Source organism: Amycolatopsis jiangsuensis (genome assembly GCF_014204865.1).
Classification (GTDB): domain Bacteria; phylum Actinomycetota; class Actinomycetes; order Mycobacteriales; family Pseudonocardiaceae; genus Amycolatopsis; species Amycolatopsis jiangsuensis.
Genome location: NZ_JACHMG010000001.1, coordinates 6,337,275 through 6,355,905 on the forward strand (window position 1 = coordinate 6,337,275; position 18,631 = coordinate 6,355,905).

Sequence of the window (18,631 nt, forward strand, 5' to 3'; positions counted from 1 at the left end):
CATGGTAGGCGTACCGGGTCCGCGAATCGGACAGTGATGGCGGTCGCGGCCAGGGTTTCCTAGGCTGGACCGGTGTGGGGGAAGGTGCGCGACCGGGTGGCGGGCCGGCTGAACGACGCCCTCTCGCGCTCCGGGATCACGGTGCCCTGGTGGGTTCCGCTCGGCACGAACACCTTCGCGCTGATCGGGCTCGCGGTCGCGATCGGGCAGCGCACCGCGCAGCCGGTGCCGGTGCTGATCGCGGCGTTCGTGCTCATGCAGGGCGGCTCGCTGCTGTTCCTGCTGACCGGCCGGATCGCGCCGTCCTGGCTGAAGTCGCTCGCCGTGCTCGCCGGGGTGGGGGTCCTGCTCGCCTTCCCGGTCGTCCCGGACTTCGCGCCGATGCCGCTCGCCGTGCTGTCCGCGGAGGTCTCCGCGATCGCCTCCGCCGGGCTCGCCTTCGTGGTCACCGCGGCCGGGGTCGGGGTGCTCGCGGTGGCCGCGGCGACGGTCGGGCTGGTCGGATTTCCGGTCTACACGCTCGCGGTGCTGCTGGGGCTGTGCGCCGGGTTCATGCTCCGCTGGTACGTGCGGGCGCTGGATGCCGAACGGGGCAAGCAGGACGCGGTGCGGGAGCAGGCGATGCTGGCCGAACGGCAGCGGATCGCGCGCGAGGTGCACGACATCGTCGCGCATTCGCTGAGCATCACCCTGTTGCACGTCACCGGCGCGCGGCACGGTCTGCGCACCGACCGGGACGTGGACGAGGCAGTCGAGGCGCTCGCCGAAGCGGAGCGGGTCGGCCGCGGCGCGATGGCCGAGATCCGGCGCACCGTGGGGTTGCTGTCGCGGGATTCCGCGGGCACGAGATCGTTGCCGGGCACCGTCGACATCGCGGATCTCGTGGCGGACACGCGTGCCGCCGGACTGGACGCGTACTACGAACTGGAGGGGGACGTGCACGCGGTCGCATCCGCGGCGGGGCTGGGGCTCTACCGCATCGCCCAGGAATCGCTGGCCAACGTCGTCAAGCACGCGCCGGCGGAGACCGCGTCGGTGCGGTTGCGGATCGAGGCCGGAGCGGCCCGGCTGACCGTCCGCAACAGACGCTGCGGTGGCACCCGCCAGTCCGGCGGGTCGGGTCTGGCCGGGATGGCCGCGCGGGCCGAGCAGCTGGGTGCCGTGCTGCGGGTCGGGCCGGAGGGGCCGGACTGGCTCGTGGACGTCACCGTGCCGCTGCCGGCCGAGGTCGTTTCGTGACGGCGGTGCGGGTGCTGCTCGTCGACGATCAGGAACTCGTGCGGTCCGGGCTGCGGCGGATCCTGCGCGCCCGCGACGGGTTCGAGGTGGCAGGCGAGTGCTGTGACGGGTCCGGCGTGCCGGAGGCGCTGGCCGCCGCCGGCACGGTCGACGTGGTGGTGATGGACCTGCGGATGAAGCAGGTGGACGGGATCGAGGCGACCCGGCGGCTGCGTGCGGACGGGCCGCGGCCACCGGTGCTGGCGTTGACCACTTTCGACGACGACGAACTGCTCGCCGGGGTACTGCGGGCGGGCGCGAACGGTTACGTGCTCAAGGATTCTCCCGCCGAAGATCTGATCCGGGCGGTACGCGCGGTGGCCGCGGGGGAAGCGTGGCTCGACCCGGCGGTGACCGGACGGGTGCTCACCACCTACCGGGCGACGGCGGGGGATCGCCCGCCGCCCGGACTGCTCACGGCACGCGAAACGGAGCTGCTCGCGTTGGTGGGGCGCGGGTTGACCGACGCCGAGACCGCGCACGCGCTGGGGATTCCCGAGGCCACTGTGGACGGTGAGCTGCGGCGCGTGGGCGTGAAGCTGCGCCTGCGGGACCGTGCGGCAGCGATCGTGTACGCCTTCGACCACGGGCTCGTCACCCCCGGTCGCGGTGCTTCGGTCGCCGAACCGGCCGACGTGGAGTGGGCGGATCCCGGGTTGCGGTTCAGCGTGCTCGGTCCGCTGCGGGCCTGGCGCGGGGACCGGATCCTGGACCTCGGACCGGTGCGGCAGCAGGCGTTGCTCGCCGCCTTGCTGCTGCGGCCGGGAGTGCCGGTGCGGGCCGGTGAACTGCTCGACGACGTGTGGGGGCTGGAACCGCCCGGCACCGGCGGCCGGGTGGTGCCGGTCTACGTGCACCGGCTGCGAAAGTGCCTGCGGGCGGGCGGGGAGCGTACCGAGGATTCGGTGATCGCCAGTGACCGCGGGGCCTACCGGTTCGACGGCGCCCGGATTCGCTTGGACAGCACGGATTTCGAGACCCGGGCCGCGGAGACGGAGCAGGCCGTGCGGGCGGGTGACCTGCCGGCCGCGGTGGCCGCGGCCGACGCCGCACTGGCCCTGTTCCAGGGCGAACCGCTCGCCGGGCTGCCCGGCCCGTTCGCCGAGGGGGAACGGATGCGGCTGACCGAGCGGCGGCTGGCCCTGCTGCAGGACAAGGCCAGCGCACAGGTGCGGCTGGGCCGGGTGGACGACGTGGTCGCCGAGCTGTCCGCGTTCCTGGCCGTGCACCCGCACCGGGAACCGTTGGCGGCGCTGCTGATGCGCGCCCTGCGCGCGGCCGGACGGCGGGCGGACGCGCTGGCGGTGTACCACCGTGTCCGCGACCGCCTGCGCTCCGACCTCGACGTCGAACCCGGCCCCGCCCTGGACCGCGAACTGCGGGTGACGCTCAGCTCGAGCCAGGCACACTGACCTCGAGCGACACGGTGATTCTCGGCCCGGAGCCCTCGGCCGCGCCGGAATCGCCGGCCGTCTCGGGCGCCTCGGGCGGGGTGTCCTGCCCGGGAGGCACGGCGCCGGGAGTGCCGTCGCCTGCGGTGGCGCTGGTCGGGATGGGGTTGGCTGCGGTGGCGCTGGCTGGGGTGGCGTCGCCCGAGATAGCGGTGCCGGAAGTGGCGGTGGCGGAGGTGGCGCTGCCGGACGTTGCGTTGCCCGGCGTGGCGGTCGCCGAAGTGGTGGCACCCGAGTTGCTGTCACCAAAGGTCGCGGTGCCCGGTGCGGCGGTGCCTGGGGTGGCGGTGCCGGACGTGGCGGTGCCCGGCGTGACGCTGCCCGATGTTGCGGTGCCCGGCGCGACGCTGCCCGATGTGGCGCCGCCGGACGTGGCGCTGTCCGGCGCGACGGTGCCTGGCGTGACAGTGCCCGAGGTGGCAGCTCCCGGCGCCGCGCTGCCCGGGCTGCTGTCGCCGGAAGTGCTGTCTCCCGAGGCGCCCGAGACCGGGTAACCGGTGGTGCCAGTCGCCGGATCGCCTGTGCCGGAGGTGCCCGGGTCGGCCGCGCTGGTCGAGTTGCCTTCGCTCAGCTGGGTCATCAGGTTCGTGACCGCTTCCACCCCGTGCAGGACCGAGTTCATCAGCTGCATCAGGTTCTGCGAATCCGCCAGCAGCACGCCGAGTTTCTGCGAGATCTTCTGCCCGTACTCGGTCGCGATCTCGACCGCCTGCGGGATGGCCGCGGCGACGCTCGCGCCGAACGTGGCCTGCGCGGCGGCCAGTGCCTGCGTCATCAGCGTGATGATCCGCCCAACGGCCTCCGAGATGAGCCCGCCGACCTCCTGCTGCGCCTTCCCCACGACCTTGCCCGCTTCGGACACCGCGCTCGCCACGGCGGTGCTCGCCTCGCCGACTGCCTCGACGCAGTCGGCGTGCTGCGAACTGGTGTCGCGGTAGCCCGACGCGGCGGAACCCGACCATTCCGACGTTTCCGGGCCGGCGGACTGACGGTAGTCGTCGGCGACCGTGGCGGCCTGGCCCCCGCTGTCGCCGAGGGCCTGTGCGTGCGAGGAGACCGCGTCCGGGTCGCCCTGCACCTGCTGCAGGGGCTCGTCGAGGAACCGCACCAGTTCGGTGATCATGCCGAATCCGGCGGACGTCAGTGCCGACAGCGGATCCGAGGTTGCGCCGAGCAGGTCCAGCGCGGTGCTCGCGCCGCCGAGACCGGCCGACACCCAGTCCTGGTTCTGCACCGCCCGGGTGGTCGAGCGCAGGTCGGTGAGCAGTTGTCCGGGGCTGGTCATCGCCGGTCCTCCCGCGGCAGCGAAATCGTGTTCTGCCGGTCGCGTTCCTCGTAGTGGTCCGCGGCACTGGCCAGGTTCGCACTGACCTTGTCCACAGTGGACGAAGCATGGGTCATCGCTTCGCCGACCCGGCCCGCGGCGGACTGCAGGCCGGCGGTGAGGAACTGCACGAACGTGCCGAGCGCCTGGTCGCCGAGCTCGCCCGGACCGCTGCGGGAGACCACCGACAGCCGGTCGGCCAACGCGCCGACGGTGCCCGCGTGCCGGCGCAGCTGCCCGGGGTCGACGCCGAACTCGCCGGTCACCGGATGACCCCCGCCACGTCGGCGAAGTAGTCGTCGTCGCGGCGCGAGGGGGCGGCGTCCGGCTCGGCCGGGAGGTTGTCCCGCACCAGCTGCAGTGCCGGGCCGTCGCCGACGTACTCGCTCATGATGTCCACGACCCGTGCGGCGGCTTCGCGGTGTGCGTCCTGCACGGTGGCGAGGATGAGCCGCGCGAGCGCCTCGGCCTCGAGTGCGCGGGCGCCGGGGCTGAGCCGCAGGCCGGTCAGCGTGCCGCTGGGGCCGACCTCGACCTCCACCTCGCCGCGCGGGGACGCCGCGCGTCCGCCGGCCTCCCGCAGGCTTTCGCTCGCCGCGCGCGCGTTCGCCGCGGCACGGGCGAGCGTGCGGTCGTAGCCGGCCAGCCATTCGGCCGGGTCGACGGGGTCGGTGCGCATGGCAGTCCTTCCGGATCGTGGGTGCGTCGCGGTCATCGCGGGCGCCGGGTGATCGTCGCCAGCTCGCCGAGTGCGAACCGAAGTTCGGCCGGACGCAGCGGATTCACGCTGAGCCAGCCGTCGCCGGGCCGGTTGACCCGCACCCGGCCGCGCGGACCGTCCAGCCAGGACAGCGCGGGCCCTGTCCGAGTGCGCCCGTCGCGGGTCGCGCCGAGCTGCCCGTGGCCGGACACCGGGAGCAGCAGGCCGACGAGCTGGTCGAGGGCGGCCGAGTCGCCGCCGTGGTCGTGGACGAGATCGCGCAGCCGGCGGACGCGGCTCGCGTCGTCCTCGTCGTTCTCGGTGAGCTGCATCGCGGCGTCGACCGCGGCCGCGGGCACCGTGATCGGCAACGTGCGCGCGGCCTCCAGCTGCGGGATTTCGGCGACCAGCGCCTCGACCAGCGTGGTTTCCGGTACCTGACGCACTTCCAGGGTGCCGGGTTCGCCTTCGTCCAGCCGCTGCCGGCAGATCAACGCGGACTGCCGGTAGATCAGTGCCGCGACCGCGGTGCGGCCGTTTTCCCCGCTGTGCACGACATCGACCACGCCGCGGCATTCACGCAGTGCGATCGCCACCTCGACGGCCAGCCCGGCGGGACCGGCGTCGTCGGCGAGGTCGCGCGCCTGCAGGGCCTGCCCGGCGACTCCGAACAGGATCTCTCGTTCGCCGTCGATCCGGCCGTAGGACGGTACCCGCAGTGGGAACGGCCAGCTGCCGCCTGCGTGGGTGGCCAGCAGGTCCGCTTCCACAAGTCCGAAGTGGACGAACGAGGGCAGGGTGGCCGTCATTCCGCGCTCCGCCGCAGGTCCCGGAACTGCTCCTGAATGTCGGATTCGCGTTCCTGGTACTGCCGGGCACCGGCGCGCAGGGCCTCGTGGAAGCCGGTGATCCGGGTGTTCGCTGCCCCGATCTCACCGGTCAGCCCGGCCTCGCCCGCCGCCGCGCGCAGTCGTTGCGCCAGATGCAGGGCGGGCGGTGCGGTGCCGAGCTGCGGGAGCCGGTCGGCCAGCCGGCCGGCCGAATCGGCGAGACCCCCGGTCTGCTCGCCGAGCCGGGCCAGCGCGGCGGCCTGCCGCGACAGCGCGTCCGGGGTGACTTCGTGCCCGCTCATCGGAAACTCCTGTCGTTCACAGCCCGATCACCGGCCTGCTGGTCAGTTCGTCCGGGGCGAGCAGCGGCTGGTCGAGCACCGGCATCTTGTTCTGGTGCACCTCTTCCTCCTCCTCGCGCGCGCCACCGCGGGAGCCGGGCATCATGCCGTTGCCGGACGCCGCGCGGGCCGCCGCCATCTCGGCCATCGCCGCGTTACGGGCCAGGAGCGCGCCTTCCATGCCCAGCGCGGAACGCAGTCCCGCGGACAGTCCCGACCCGACCGGTGCGGCGGTGGTCAGCGCCGACCACGGGGCCCCGCCACCGGACAGTCCGCCGCCGGTGGGACCGGCGTAGCCGGCCGCTGTCGTCGCATCGTCCGCCCCGGACACGGCCGAACCACCCGCGGCCGGGTCGATCGCGTGCGAACTGTCGTGCAGGCTGGTTTCGTAGCGCTCCATCACGTGCACCGCTTCGGCTTTGCGTTCGGCGGCCGCGACGTTGGCGAGGAACAGGCTGGCTCCGCCGCCGGCGACCGCGCCGATCGCGGCGCCCATCAGCGCACCCGGCGCGGCGCCGATGCCACCGGCACCGGCCCCGAGTACCCCGCCGATCACCGCACCCGCACCGGCCCCGGCCGACGCCGCGGCGACCGCGCCCCCGGTCGGATCACCCGGCGGCGGCGGCATGGTGTTGCGGGCGACCGCGAGCGCGTCACCGGCCTGCTGCGTGGCGTGCCCGACGGTGCTCGCGCGGTCGCCGACGCCGGAGCTGTGCTCGCCCATCGTGCCCAGCCGCCCGGAAGCCCGGTCGGCGGCCGGCCCGCTCCAGCTCTCCCGCAGAGAACCCTGTTCGGCACGCAGGGAATCGGAGTGCTCCCGCATTCCCGAACCGTGGCGCTGCCATTCCGCGGCGACCGTGCTGACGTCGCCGACATCGGCGCTGTCCCACAGCATCCGGTACAGCTGATCGTGGGTGTAGGCACTCCAGTTGGTCCCGCCTTCGGGCACCGGGGCGCCGAAGTAGCCCTCCCACACGTTGCGCAGCGCGGTCACCACCGGCCGCGCCAGCTCACCCACCGGCCCGGCCTGGCCGAGCCCGCTCAACGCGGCCCCGGCCAGACCTTCCACCCCGGCCGAGGCCGCGTCGATCACCGTTCCCCCGTCGGTCATACCCCCACCTTCGCGCCGTCGTGCCGGCCGGTCACCGGCTCGGCGCCGACCGTAGGAGGAGGCGATGAAATCCCGATGAAAAGCATGATCAACGGCGTGCCGGGCCGGAGATCGCGGCCGTGGAAGGGGCGGCGGGAGACACCGAACGGAGGGTCAGGCCGGTTCGATCCAGTACCCGGTCCCGCGTGCGGTGTGGATCATCGGCGGGACCCGGAGCTTGCGGCGCAGCTGGCGGATCTGCACCTCCAGGACGTTGGACGAGGGATCGACCTGCTCGTCCCACACCTGCCGGAGCAGCACGCGCCGCTCGACCGGACGCGGCTGGTATCGCATCAGCAGCTCCAGCACCGCGAACTCGATGCGGGTCAGGGTGAGCAGCGCTCCCGCCCGCCGTACCTCGTGGCGGCCAGGGTCGAGTTCCAGGTCGCCGCACCGCAGCACGGTCGGCGCGGACGGCGACGGGGCGCGCCGGCACAGGCTGAGCACGCGGCCGACCAGTTCGGCCATCTCGAACGGTTTGACCAGGTAGTCGTCGCCGACCCCGAGGCCGGTCACCACGTCGGCAGGGGCGGCGCGGGCGGTCAGGAACAACACCGGCACCGGCCAGCCCGCGCGGCGGCGGTCCTCCACGAACTCCAGTGCGTCACCGGCGGGCAGCATCCGGTCGAAGACCGCGCAGTCGTAGGAGTTGACCGTCAGCGCCAGATCCGCGGCCGGCAGGTCGGCAGCGGTGTCGACGGCGAGGCCGGCTCCACGCAGCGACGTGCTGACCGCGAGCAGCAGATCGGCGTTGTCCTCGGTGAGTAGTACCCGCACGGCCACCGAGCGTAGCGCGGGTCACGACCCCGTCGTGCGCAGTGGCAGAAGTGGCCTGGCAGCACCGGAGATCAGCTGGCCTGCTCGTTCAGCCAGCCGCGGTCGGCGGCCTTGGCGCCGGCCTGGAAGCGGCTGCGCGCGCCGAGACGGTTCATCAGGTCGGCGACCGTCCGCCGGACCGTCCGTACCGAAATGCCCAGCTTCACCGCGGCCGCCGCGTCGGTGTAGCCCGCCGAAAGCAGCTTCAGCAGCTCTCGTTCGCGCAGGTCGCTGTCGGCGCCTTCGGCGGCCGTCTGCAACGGCACCGCGGTCGGCCAGACCCGTTCGAACAGTTCCACCACCGAGGTGACGACGCCGGGCAGGTGGAACGCCGCCACACCGGTGATCCCGGCGGGCAGCACCACCGCGGTGCCGTCGACGACCAGCGCGTCCAGCGGCACCCGCGGGATGGTCCGGGTCGAGGCACCGGCCAGGGTCAGCGCGGCGAGCCGGGTGGCCAGCCGCGGAGCGGTCCGCGCGGCGTCCGGGGCGAGCACGCGGTACCGCACGCCACGGCGCAGGTTGTCCTGATCACCGGGCCGGACCAGGCCGATCGGATCCGGGCCGTGGACGGACTGGGTGCTCATCACGAGCACCTCGATGCTGGCACGGGAAAGCAGGTCGGCGACGGCGACCGCCGGCGTGCCGGAAAGCGGGCGGGGCTGGTCGAATGCGAGCGTCATCGCGAAAAACCTCCGATGGGCAGGGACGCGGCCACTGCGGGGAAGTGACCGCCGTCGAGGCGGGAAAGCCGGACTCCGGCGGGGACGAGAAAACGGGCGAGCCGATCCGCAGCCGCATCGACGGCGGCCTCGGTGGTGGCGGCGAGACGCAGGATCGCGGAACGGTCGCCACCGGTCCGGGCGGCCAGCGTCAGCGACACGGCGACCCCGGTGATCCCGGTGATCGGTGCGAGCAGGCCGGCGGTGAGGCCGGCGGCGACCGGATCGGCCGGCGTGCCCCAGCCGTCCAGGGTGAAACAGGCCTGGGAAACCGGTCCGGTGCGCCAGAACCGCCAGTCCTCCCGCAGTTCGTTGCGGCCACCGGTCACGTGCGCGAGCGCGGTGAGCGCGGCGGACACCGTGTCCGGTGGGGGCGGATCGGCGGGAACGCCCGCCCGCGCCAGCGCTCGCCGGATTCTGCGCAACGCGTTGCGCAGCGCGAGTTCCAGTTCGGCGTCACCCGGTACGTCGGCGGAGCGGACCGCGCCTGCGGCCAGCCAGGTCCGGACCGGCGAGCCCGGCCGTGTCCCGGCGTGAAAGGCCACCTGTACGGCGAATTCGGGGTCGTCGTCGTTCGACGGCGGCAGCAGCTCGGCCGGCATCGGGAACGTGCGCGGGTCGACCGGCTTTCCCGGGACGAGCAACGCGGTCAGGCCGTGCGCGTGGCTGATCGCCGCCGTGCTGCCCTGCGCGGTCTCCAGTGGCCGGAACTCCGAACCGGGCAGCAACAGCCTGATCAGCGTGCGTGCCTTCGCCGCCGAGTCCGGCAGCTCGTGCCGCCGGTGCCGCACGAGGAAACGAGAGCCGAGCCCGGCGAGTTCGTACAGCCAGCTGCCGTGGACGCGGACCGCGGTCAGCGCCAGCAGGACGGCGGCGCCGGCCGCGGCCGCGGTGAGCACCGGCCACGGCCGGCCGAGCGTCGCGAGCACGGCCACCACGGACAGCTGCCAGCAGACGACCTGAGGCAGCTCGATCCGTACGGCGGAGGGGACCGGTTTGCTCTGCGCCACCGGTGCCGCTTGCGGGGGCGCCGGCAGCACGTGAGGCGGGGCCGGCACGGCGAAAGGGGGCGTCCTGGCACCTGCCGGAACCGCGGTGGCCGCCGCCGAGACGACGAGCACCGGAGTCCTCGCGGCCCGCGGCGCCGGGGCTTGCCGTAGCACCGCTCCTGCCTGGTCACGACCGTCCACAGTGCACCTCCGCACCGGAGCTGGCCGGTTGTGGCCACGTCGCCGTGAACGAGTGATTCGCGGGAGCGGGCGCGCTAGGGTACGGGCACTCCGCTCGGTCCGATCCGGGGAACGTCATCCAGCCACCTCCTCGTCGTCGCCGGTGGATCCACCGTGAGCGGAATACGATCACTTCGAACATGAGGTTTCGATGACATGAGGCAGCCGGTGCGAGTACTCCTGGTCGAGGACGACCGGAACCTGCGGGCGGCGGTGCGGGCGGAACTGGTGGCCGCCGGTTTCGAGGTCACCGGGGCCGGTGACCTGGCAGGGGCCGACGCCGAGCTGCGCCGCGGCGGCTTCGCCTGCGTGGTGTTCGACCGGATGCTGCCCGACGGCGACGCGCTCGACTACGTGCGCCGGCGCCGGCTGGCCGGATGGGATGCGCGGGTGCTGTTCCTGACCGCCCGCGACCGCGCCGCGGACCGGGTCGACGGGTTCACCCACGGTGGCGACGACTACGTGGTCAAGCCGTTCTCGATGGCGGAGCTGACCGCGCGGGTACGGTCGCTGTGCCGGCCGGGCGGCAGCCGTCCGGCGGTGCTGCGCTTCGCGGACCTCGAAATCGACTGCGCCCGCCGCGAAACCCGGCGTGCGGGCGTGCTGCTCACCTTGTCCGGAAGGGAGTTCTCGGTGCTGGAACACCTCGCCGTCCGGCCCGGGCAAGCGGTCTCGCGGACCGACCTGATCGAGCACTGCTGGGACGAAAGCGCCGATCCGATGTCCAATGTGGTCGATGCGGTGGTGAAACGGCTGCGGCGCAAGCTGCGGGAGCCGAACCTGATCCACGCCGTGCGCGGACACGGTTACCGTCTCGGCTTCGCGGAACCGGCGTCGTGAAGCGGACCGCGGCGGGGCGGCTGCGTCGCCTGCGCCGGCTGCTCACTCTCGTGTTCACCGGGATCAACGCGGTCGGCCTGATCGTGTTCGCCTGGCTGCTGATCAGCGACGACGACCAGCAGGGCGAACGACAGCTGGACGCGGACCTGCAGCGGGTGACCGCCGTGGTCGCCCGGCTGCTGCAGTACGACGCCTCCAGCGGCACGCTGGTAACCGGCTTCGTCTCCCGCGACGAGCTCAACGACCAATGCCCGCAGTTCTTCGTGTTGCCCGGCGCTTCCGGGCAGTTCCCGGCGTATTCGAGCGCGCAGCGGTGCGTGCCGGTCGAGGTTCCGGTGCTCGGTGGTTTCGCGGAGCAGGCCGCGCGCAGCGGAAAGGTGGAGTACGGGCAGTTCCGCGGGGCCGGCGACCGGCGGCTGCGGATGCGGGCCGAACCGGTGCGCAGCACCTCCGGCCAGTTCATCGGCGCGGTCGTCGCGGTCACCGACGCCGAACCCGCCTACGAAGACCACCTGCGCTACACGCTCATCGTGTTCGGCAGCTGCCTGGTGCTGATCGGTGCGCTCGGGCTGGCCGGGCACTTCATCGCGGGCCGCGCGATCCGGCCCGCCGCCGCGGCACTGGAACAGCAGGAAATCCTGCTCGCCGAGACCGCGCACGACCTGCGCACGCCGGTCGCCGCGCTGCGTGCGCTGGCCGAGGCGTCCCTGCGGAATCCCGAACAGAGCACCGAACTGCTGCCCCGCACCGTCGGTCTCGCCGCGCGGATGGGCGGGATCATCGACAGCCTGCTGGTGCGGGCCCGGCTCGCTGCGGGCGTGGACGAGCTGGCGACCCAACCGGTCTGGCTGGACCAGCTGGTCACCGGGCTCGCCGAGGACACCCCGTCCGGAGGCGCCAGCGTCACGGTGACCGCGGCGCCGTCACTCGTCCACGTCGATCCCGGGCTGGTGCAGCGGGCGATCGGCAACCTCCTCGACAACGCCCTGCGCTACGGCCGCCAGCCCGGACAGCCGGCGATCGTGCACATCACCGTCGCGGGCGGCCGGGTCACCGTCGCCGACCACGGTCCTGGTGTGGCCGACGAAGTCGCGGGCGGCACCCTCGACCGCTTCACCAGCGGCAGCGGTTCCACCGGGCTGGGCCTGTCGATCGTGCGGTGGGTGGCCGAGGCCCACGGCGGCACGCTGGCGGTGTACAACGCCGACGAGGGCGGGGCGATCTTCGAGCTGACCCTCCCCGTCGCCACCAACCGCAGCTGACTCTCCGCGCGCGACCGTCTCCAAGGTCCCTGACCACGCCACGGACCGGGAGTGGCCCCTTGTGGCCAACCCCGGGACCAGTCCCGGGAGGGTCGGCTAGTCTCCGACGCTGTGAGCGAGAACACTCGGCGCGGCGGAGCCTGGCGAGGCCGGCTGCCGGTGGTGGCGATCGTGGTGCTCGCGGCCGCGGCGTTGACCGCGGCGGTCACCGGGGCGGCCAAGCCGCTGCCGGGGATGCGGGTGGTCCCCGGTGGGCACTGGGTCTACAACTCCGTGCTGCAGGCGGCCTTCCACCTCGACGGCGGCACCTCGGCGATCGACGCGCAGGCGGCGGTGCCCGGCGACCAGGACAGCCAGGTGGTGCAGGGCGACACCAGTGGTTACGTGGTGGGCGACCAGCGGATCACCCGGTTCGGGAAGTCGGACCTGAGCGCCGGTCCGGCGATCCGGCCGCCGTCGGACGAGATCCCGGTCGGGGTGGAGACCGCGGGCGGACCGTACCTGGTGTACCGCCAGGCGGGTCAGATCGTGCGGCTCGGCGAACCGCCCGCGACGATGTCCGCGGGTGGTCCGGTCGGCACCCCGGTCGCCACCGCGGACGGCACGCTCTGGTTGTTCCGCACCGGTTCCGGGCTGCTCTGCCGGCTCGACCATGGCGCGGACCGCGTTTCCTCCTGTCCGGTCGTGCTCCCGCCCGGGCACACCGGCGAGCTCACCCTGGTCGCCGACCAGCCGTATTTCGTCGACACCACCGACGGCACCGTGCACCGCGTCGAAGACGGCGCGCTCGGTGCCGCGGTGCCGATGGGCCTGCCGAAGTCGAAGGAACTGCGGGCGGCGGCCAACGACGTTTCCGGGCGCGTGCCGCTGCTCGATCCGCAGACGAACCGGCTCTACCTGGTCGATCCCGCGGCGAAACCGGCCAAGCCGGTCACCGTGGCGCTGCCCGCCGGGCAGTACGACGGGCCGGTGGCAGGCGGCTCGGTCGTCGCACTCGTCGACCGTATTTCGCACACACTGCTCACCTTCGACGCGAGTGGCAAACAGTCCGACGCGAAGCCGATCCCGCCCGGCGCCGGCACGGCCCGGCTGACCCGCGGCGAGGACTCGCGCGTGTACGTCGACGGCGGCCAGGGCACGCACGTGCTGGTGGTCGGCAAGGACGGCAAGGTCACCGACGTCCCGGTGGTTCCGCCCCCGAGCGGGAAGCCGGACCAGCCCGCGCCGGACCAGGCCGCACCACCGCAGCCGGACGCGCTGCCGCCCTCGGCGGAACGCGGCACGGGGCAGCCCGCGCCGGATCGTGACGCGAGCAACGACTCCGGCCCTGATCCCCGGGCACGGAGCCAGAAACCCCCGCCGGAGAAGAACCCGCCGTCTTCGCCACCCGCGGTGCCGGCGAGTCCACCGGGCGCGCCACCGGGAGTGTCGGCCACCGGAGCTTCCGGTTCGGCGACGGTCGGCTGGGGTGCCGCGGCGAGCAACCGCGCCACCGTGACGTCCTACCGGATCAGCTGGGCCGGCGGCTCGAAGACCGTGGGCGGCGGCACCCGCAAGACCACGGTTTCCGGGCTCACCAACGGAACTCGCTACACGTTCACGGTCGTCGCGGTGAACCGGGCGGGCACCGGGCCGGGAGCGTCCGCGTCGGCGACTCCGGCCGCAGCGGCGTCCGCGCCGTCGCTGACCGCGACCCGCAGTGGCAGCGGGGTGTCGCTTTCCTGGAGCCGTCCGGAACTCGGCGGCGGGACACTGGTGCGCTACGAGGTTTCCGCCACTGGCCTCGGTACCAAGAACGTTTCCGGGACCAGCACGTCCTACTCCGGGCTCAGTGCGGGGAAGTCCTACACCTTCACCGTGCGCGCGGTGACCAAGACGCCGGACGGGAACACCCTCGACGGCGCGGCGAGTTCGAAGAGCGTCCGGATTCCGGCGCAGGACGTCAAGATCGCCCAAGGCGAGCCGACTTCCACCAGCAACTGCGACGAGAACTGTTACCGGGTGAACGTGACGGTCACCGGTTTCCCGCCGAACAGCCGGCTTTCGATCCGGCTCAGCTCGGACAGCAACACCAATGTCGAGACCGAGCACGCCACCACCGGCGCCGACGGCTCGGTCACCTACACCGAACTCGACTACGACCAGCCGGGCCAGACGGTCTGGGTGACCGTGACCGCCCCGGACGGCACCAGCGTCGAGTCCAACCACATCACCTGGAAATGAGCCGATGACCCCAGCACTGCCGCCCGGCACCGTCTACGAGCGCATCGCGGCGAATGTCCACAGTGTCCTGCGTGGCAAGCCTCAGGTGGTGCGGCTCGCGATCGCCGCGCTGTTCGCCGAGGGGCACCTGCTCGTCGAGGACGTGCCGGGCGTCGGCAAGACGACGCTGGCCCGCTGCCTCGCACGCAGTATCGGCGGTTCGTGGAACCGCATCCAGTTCACCCCGGACCTGCTGCCCGGTGACATCACCGGCGTGCCGGTCTACCACCAGCACGCCGAACGATTCGAGTTCCACCCCGGCGGGATCTTCGCGAACATCGTGGTCGCCGACGAGATCAACCGCGGCACCCCGAAAACGCAGTCCGCGCTGCTGGAGGTGATGGCCGAGCGGACGGTGACGGTGGACGCGGTGCGGCACGAGGTGCCGCGTCCGTTCCTGGTCGTGGCCACGCAGAACCCGATCGAGATGGCCGGGACCTACCGGCTGCCCGAGGCCCAGCTGGACCGCTTCCTGATGCGGCTGGAGGTGGGGTACCCGGATCTGGCCAGCGAGGTCATGGTGATCATGGGCGAGTGTGCCGGCGTCGGCCCGGACGAGCTGTCGCCGGTGGTCGATCTGCCGACGGTGCAGCAGACGATCACCCAGGTCCGTTCGGCGCACGTCGACCGCGCGGTCTGCGAGTACGCCGCCCGGCTCGCCGCCGCGACCCGCGAGCACGCCGCCTTGCGCTACGGCGCCAGCCCACGGGGCAGCATCGCGCTGATCCGCGCCGCGCAAGCGCTTGCGGCCACCTACGGCCGCGCGTTCGTGACCCCGGACGACGTCAAGGAGGTCGCCCACCCGGTACTGGCGCACCGGCTGATCCTCACCACCGACGCGGAACTGCACGACCGCAACCCGGCGACCGTCGTCGACGAGGTCCTGAACGCGACCCCGGCCCCGGCCGCGAGCGGAGCGGGAGCCTGATGCCCGGGCCGGCGGAGCGTGACGCCGGGGGTTCGGTCGCGGGACCGTCCGGGCGCGGTGCCGGAGGTTCGGTAGCCGGACCGGCGGGGCCGTCGAAGGGTGGCGCCGGGGACTCGGCTCCGCGGCTGACTCGGCGTGATGCCGGAAGTTCAGCACCGCGGCCGCCCAAGCTGGGTGCCGGGGACTCGGTGCTCCGGCCGACCGGGCGGGGTGTCGGCGTCCTGGTGGCCACGGTCGGGCTGTTCGTGCTCGGGCAGGTCGCCGGGTTTCCGTTCTTCCTCGCCATTGCCGGTGCGGGGGCCGGGGTGCTCGTCTCGGCGGTCGCGGTGACCGGGCGGCGGCCGCGGGTCGCGGTCGCCCGTGAGGTGTATCCGGACCGGGTCGAGCGCGGCCGTCCGGCGTTCGCGCGGTTGCGCGTGCACAATCCGACCGGACGCAGGCAGGCCGCGTTCAGCGCGGTGGACACCATCGGCCCCGCCGGCCAGGCCGTCCGGGTGCGCGCGTTGCCGCCGAACGCGGAAGCCGTGCACCACTACGAACTCCCGACGACCCGGCGGGGCAGGCACCAGGTCGGCCCGCTCACGCTCGACCGCGGTGATCCGCTCGGGCTCGGAAACCGCCGGCTCACCACCGGGGAAACCGCGACGTTGTGGGTGTATCCGCGCGTCCACGTGCTGCGGGTGCCCGAGGGCGGCAGGCCCCGGCACCACCACGAGGGCGCGGCGGTCGACGAACGGTTGCGCGGTTCGTTCGACCTGCGTGAGGTGCGCGAGTACGTGCCCGGTGACGAAGTCCGGCACCTGCACTGGAAAGCGACCGCGCGGACCGGGCAGCTGATGGTTCGCGACTACGTCGATCCGGACCAGCCGCGGTTCACGACCGTGCTGGACACCCGGCTGACCGGGCCGCTGCTGGAAGAGGCGGTGGACCTCGCCGCCTCATTGGTCGCCGCCGCGGCGGGGGCCGATCAGCCGGTGCGGCTGGTCACCCCGGGCGGGCTCGACGTGGACACCGGCGGCGGCACCGTCGCGTCGCGTCGGCTGCTCGACGCGCTGTGCGAGGTGGCGCCCTCCGGTGGCGCCGCGTTAGTGCCTGACGAACTGCTCCGCTCCGGGGTCGGCGGACTGGCCGTGGTCACCGCTGGCGCCGGGCTCGCGGACCGGGCCGCGCTGGCCGCGCTGCGCGGCCGGTACTCGCCGGTCACCGTGTTCGTGCTCGGCGAAGCCGGCCCGCTCGCCGGGATCCCCGGCGCGACGGTGCTTCCTGCCGCTGACGCCGCCGAGGCGGCCCGCCGGTGGAACGCGATCACCCGATGAGTCCACAATGGACGAGACGGTCCGCGACCGCGCTCGTGCTGCTCGCCACCGGCCTTGCCGGGCTGTTGTTCACGCCGGTCTTCGGCGCCGGTGCGCTCGCGTTGCCGATCGTCGTGGTGCTGGTCGTGTGCTTCGCGGTCGCCGAGCTGTGTACCCGGGCGAGTGCGCTCGCGCCGTGGCGGCCGGTGCTCGCCCTCGTCGTCGGGCTGCTCGCGCTGGGAGTGCTGGAATTCGGCTTCACAGCGCAGCTGGCGGGCGGCCTGCTCGACGGTGTCACGCAGTCCTGGCAGCTGACCCTGCAGTCGACCTGGCCCGCGCGGCCGGATCCGGAACTACTGCTGTTCGTGCCGCTGGCTGTGCTGTTCGCATCGGTGCTGGGTGTGGAACTGCTGCGCCGCCCGGCGGTGGCGCTGGTGCCGGGGCTCGCGGTCGCGGGGTTGAGCCAGGCCTACGTCGCGCTGTCCGGTGCGGTGGCCACGGCTGCCGGGCTCGCCTACGTCCTCGTGGCCGGAGCGCTTCTGCTGGTGACCCGTGGCCAGGGCAGCCGTCCGGTGCTGCTGGTGCCGATGGTGGTGCTGGCGGTGGTCGTTTCGGTGGGGCTCACGGCATTCGACCAAGGCACCCAGCCGCCGGCCGCGCTGCACCACGAAGCCGCGCCGCTGCCGCCGCTGCGCGTTGACGATCCGCTCGACCAGATCGCGGAGCGGCTCACGCATCCGGCCACCCCGGTGTTCAGCTATTCCGGGGCCACCCAGGTCGATCGCTGGCGGATGGCCGTGCTCGACGACTTCGACGGCGTCACCTGGCGGGCCGAAGACGGCTACCGGCGTCTCGGTGCCTCGCTCGGCGAGGCGGCCCAGCACGCGCGGATCACCGTGCCCGCCTCGACCGACGGCCCGTGGTTGCCGAGCCAGCCCGAACCGGCGTCGGTGACCGGCATCGCGCCGCTGGTCGACCCGGGCACCGGGGTGCTTCTGCTGCCCGGCCGCAGCGGTCCGGTCAGCTACGACCTCGGCTGGCGGGAGCCGCGCGTTCCCGGTGCCCTCGTGGACGCCGGGATCGATCCGGACGCGGTGACCGGCGGCCTCGGTCAGGTCCCTGCCGGAGTGGCGGACCTGGCCGGCAAGGCGACCGGCGGCCTGCGTCCGTCGTTCCGTTCCGCGTTGCAGCTCGAGCGTTACCTCAGCGAGAACTACCGGCTCGCGAACGGGCCCGCGCTGCCCACCGGCAGCGGCTGGGCGCAGCTGCGCACGTTCCTGTTCGGCACGAAAGCCGGTACCAGTGAGCAGTTCGCCGCGGCGTACGTCGCGCTGGCCAGGATCACCGGCATCCCGGCCCGGCTCGCGGTCGGTTTCCGGGCTCCGGGCGCGACTTCCGGGACCGTCCACAATGGTGACGTGTTCGCCTGGCCGGAGGTGGCCGTCGCGGGCGCCGGCTGGGTGCCGCTGGATCCGGCACGGACCGCCGCGAACGGTTCCGGCCAGGCCGCGGGCCGGCTGGCGCAGGTGACCGCGCAGGCGCGGGCCGCGTTGCCGCCTCCGCCGCAGCTGCACGATCCGGACGTACCGAAGGACGATACGGCCGCGGCGGAGGACGGGGCCACCGGCTCGTGGCTGCCGATCGCGCTTTTGTGGCTGCTCGTCGGGCTGGCCGGGGTGCTGGTGCTACTGGTGCTTGCGATCCCGTTGCTGCGAAAGGTTCGCACGGCTCGCCGACGCCGGCGAACCGGCGCGGACGGGGTCGTCGCGGCGTGGCGGGAAGCGCGGGATCTCTTGCGCGCACGCGGTGTGGCCGTACCACCCGGCGCGACCGTGCGTGATCTCGCTGCACTCATCCCATCTACAGTGGACAGTTCGGTCAGAGAAGGGCTGGAGTGGCTGGCGCGGCAGGTGGATGTCGCACTGTGGTCGGGTGCGGCGACCGACGGCGCGGCGGTCGACCAGGCCTGGACCGCGGTACAAGCGATCCACAAAGGACTGTCCGGAGCGCCGTTGCGTGTCCGGCTGCGGGCCGCGTTCGAAATCGGCAGCCTGCGCCCGGTACCGCAGCCGCGCTGAAGAACACCATCACCGGCGGCACTGATCCGCCGCCCCGCGTTCCCGAGCGGACCGGCGCTTGTGTGCGTCGCGCAGGTGGGACCGGTCCCACTTGCGCGACGGCACAGTGCCGGAGACCAAGGAGG

General features: G+C 73.3%; 17 protein-coding genes. 8 read left to right on the forward strand and 9 right to left on the reverse strand.

What is annotated here, in order from left to right; all coding sequences use genetic code 11:
- Nucleotides 1–72 precede the first annotated feature (72 nt).
- Nucleotides 73–1,239: a sensor histidine kinase gene (locus BJY18_RS28910; protein WP_184783058.1), complete on the forward strand. Its 1,167-nt coding sequence runs from the start codon at nucleotides 73–75 to the stop codon at nucleotides 1,237–1,239.
- The gene (locus tag BJY18_RS28915) at nucleotides 1,236–2,690 is read left to right on the forward strand and encodes a BTAD domain-containing putative transcriptional regulator (RefSeq protein ID WP_184783059.1); all 1,455 of its coding nucleotides are present in this window, start codon (nucleotides 1,236–1,238) and stop codon (nucleotides 2,688–2,690) included. The genes BJY18_RS28910 and BJY18_RS28915 overlap by 4 nt, the downstream gene beginning before the upstream one ends.
- Here the strand turns inward: BJY18_RS28915 and BJY18_RS37070 are convergent.
- The 9 genes from BJY18_RS37070 to BJY18_RS37835 form a co-directional block, all read right to left on the reverse strand.
- A complete protein-coding gene (locus BJY18_RS37070) occupies nucleotides 2,668–4,014 on the reverse strand; it encodes a hypothetical protein (RefSeq protein WP_246459007.1) in 1,347 nt (448 codons plus the stop codon). The two genes, BJY18_RS28915 and BJY18_RS37070, sit on opposite strands and share 23 nt — an antisense overlap.
- A complete protein-coding gene (locus BJY18_RS28925; RefSeq protein WP_184783060.1) occupies nucleotides 4,011–4,319 on the reverse strand; it encodes a type VII secretion target in 309 nt (102 codons plus the stop codon). Before BJY18_RS28925 ends, BJY18_RS37070 begins: the two co-directional genes overlap by 4 nt.
- Complete coding sequence (locus BJY18_RS28930; RefSeq protein WP_184783061.1) at nucleotides 4,316–4,732, reverse strand: YbaB/EbfC family nucleoid-associated protein; 417 nt, start codon at nucleotides 4,730–4,732, stop codon at nucleotides 4,316–4,318. The genes BJY18_RS28925 and BJY18_RS28930 overlap by 4 nt, the downstream gene beginning before the upstream one ends.
- A gap of 32 nt (nucleotides 4,733–4,764) precedes the next feature.
- On the reverse strand, nucleotides 4,765–5,562 hold the full coding sequence (locus BJY18_RS28935; protein ID WP_184783062.1) for an ESX secretion-associated protein EspG: 798 nt from the start codon (nucleotides 5,560–5,562) through the stop codon (nucleotides 4,765–4,767).
- Nucleotides 5,559–5,885, reverse strand: coding sequence for a hypothetical protein (locus tag BJY18_RS28940; RefSeq protein ID WP_184783063.1), 327 nt, complete (start codon nucleotides 5,883–5,885; stop codon nucleotides 5,559–5,561). Before BJY18_RS28940 ends, BJY18_RS28935 begins: the two co-directional genes overlap by 4 nt.
- A 16-nt stretch (nucleotides 5,886–5,901) precedes the next feature.
- Nucleotides 5,902–7,035 (reverse strand): WXG100 family type VII secretion target, encoded by a 1,134-nt coding sequence (locus BJY18_RS28945; RefSeq protein ID WP_184783064.1) that lies wholly within the window; start codon nucleotides 7,033–7,035, stop codon nucleotides 5,902–5,904.
- Nucleotides 7,036–7,188: 153 nt separating this feature from the next.
- Nucleotides 7,189–7,851, reverse strand: a complete 663-nt coding sequence (locus BJY18_RS28950) for a response regulator transcription factor (protein ID WP_184783065.1) — start codon at nucleotides 7,849–7,851, stop codon at nucleotides 7,189–7,191.
- A 71-nt stretch (nucleotides 7,852–7,922) separates the two neighbouring features.
- Nucleotides 7,923–8,573 carry a helix-turn-helix transcriptional regulator gene (locus BJY18_RS28955; RefSeq protein ID WP_184783066.1) on the reverse strand — a complete coding sequence of 217 codons (651 nt, stop codon included), beginning with the start codon at nucleotides 8,571–8,573 and terminating at the stop codon, nucleotides 7,923–7,925.
- A complete protein-coding gene (locus tag BJY18_RS37835; RefSeq protein ID WP_184783067.1) occupies nucleotides 8,570–9,622 on the reverse strand; it encodes a type VII secretion protein EccE in 1,053 nt (350 codons plus the stop codon). Before BJY18_RS37835 ends, BJY18_RS28955 begins: the two co-directional genes overlap by 4 nt.
- A gap of 375 nt (nucleotides 9,623–9,997) precedes the next feature.
- On the opposite strand from BJY18_RS37835, the gene BJY18_RS28965 reads away from it, so the two are divergent.
- From BJY18_RS28965 to BJY18_RS28990, 6 genes are all read left to right on the forward strand, one after another.
- Entirely contained in the window at nucleotides 9,998–10,681 is a 684-nt protein-coding gene (locus tag BJY18_RS28965; RefSeq protein ID WP_184783068.1) for a response regulator transcription factor, read from the forward strand.
- A complete protein-coding gene (locus BJY18_RS28970; protein WP_184783069.1) occupies nucleotides 10,678–11,943 on the forward strand; it encodes a sensor histidine kinase in 1,266 nt (421 codons plus the stop codon). The genes BJY18_RS28965 and BJY18_RS28970 overlap by 4 nt, the downstream gene beginning before the upstream one ends.
- A 111-nt stretch (nucleotides 11,944–12,054) precedes the next feature.
- On the forward strand, nucleotides 12,055–14,166 hold the full coding sequence (locus tag BJY18_RS28975; RefSeq protein ID WP_184783070.1) for a fibronectin type III domain-containing protein: 2,112 nt from the start codon (nucleotides 12,055–12,057) through the stop codon (nucleotides 14,164–14,166).
- Nucleotides 14,167–14,170: 4 nt separating this feature from the next.
- Complete coding sequence (locus BJY18_RS28980; RefSeq protein ID WP_184783071.1) at nucleotides 14,171–15,133, forward strand: AAA family ATPase; 963 nt, start codon at nucleotides 14,171–14,173, stop codon at nucleotides 15,131–15,133.
- 188 nt (nucleotides 15,134–15,321) lie between these two features.
- The gene (locus tag BJY18_RS28985; RefSeq protein WP_312873994.1) at nucleotides 15,322–16,449 is read left to right on the forward strand and encodes a DUF58 domain-containing protein; all 1,128 of its coding nucleotides are present in this window, start codon (nucleotides 15,322–15,324) and stop codon (nucleotides 16,447–16,449) included.
- Nucleotides 16,446–18,506, forward strand: a complete 2,061-nt coding sequence (locus BJY18_RS28990; protein WP_184783073.1) for a transglutaminase TgpA family protein — start codon at nucleotides 16,446–16,448, stop codon at nucleotides 18,504–18,506. The genes BJY18_RS28985 and BJY18_RS28990 overlap by 4 nt, the downstream gene beginning before the upstream one ends.
- Nucleotides 18,507–18,631: the final 125 nt, after the last annotated feature.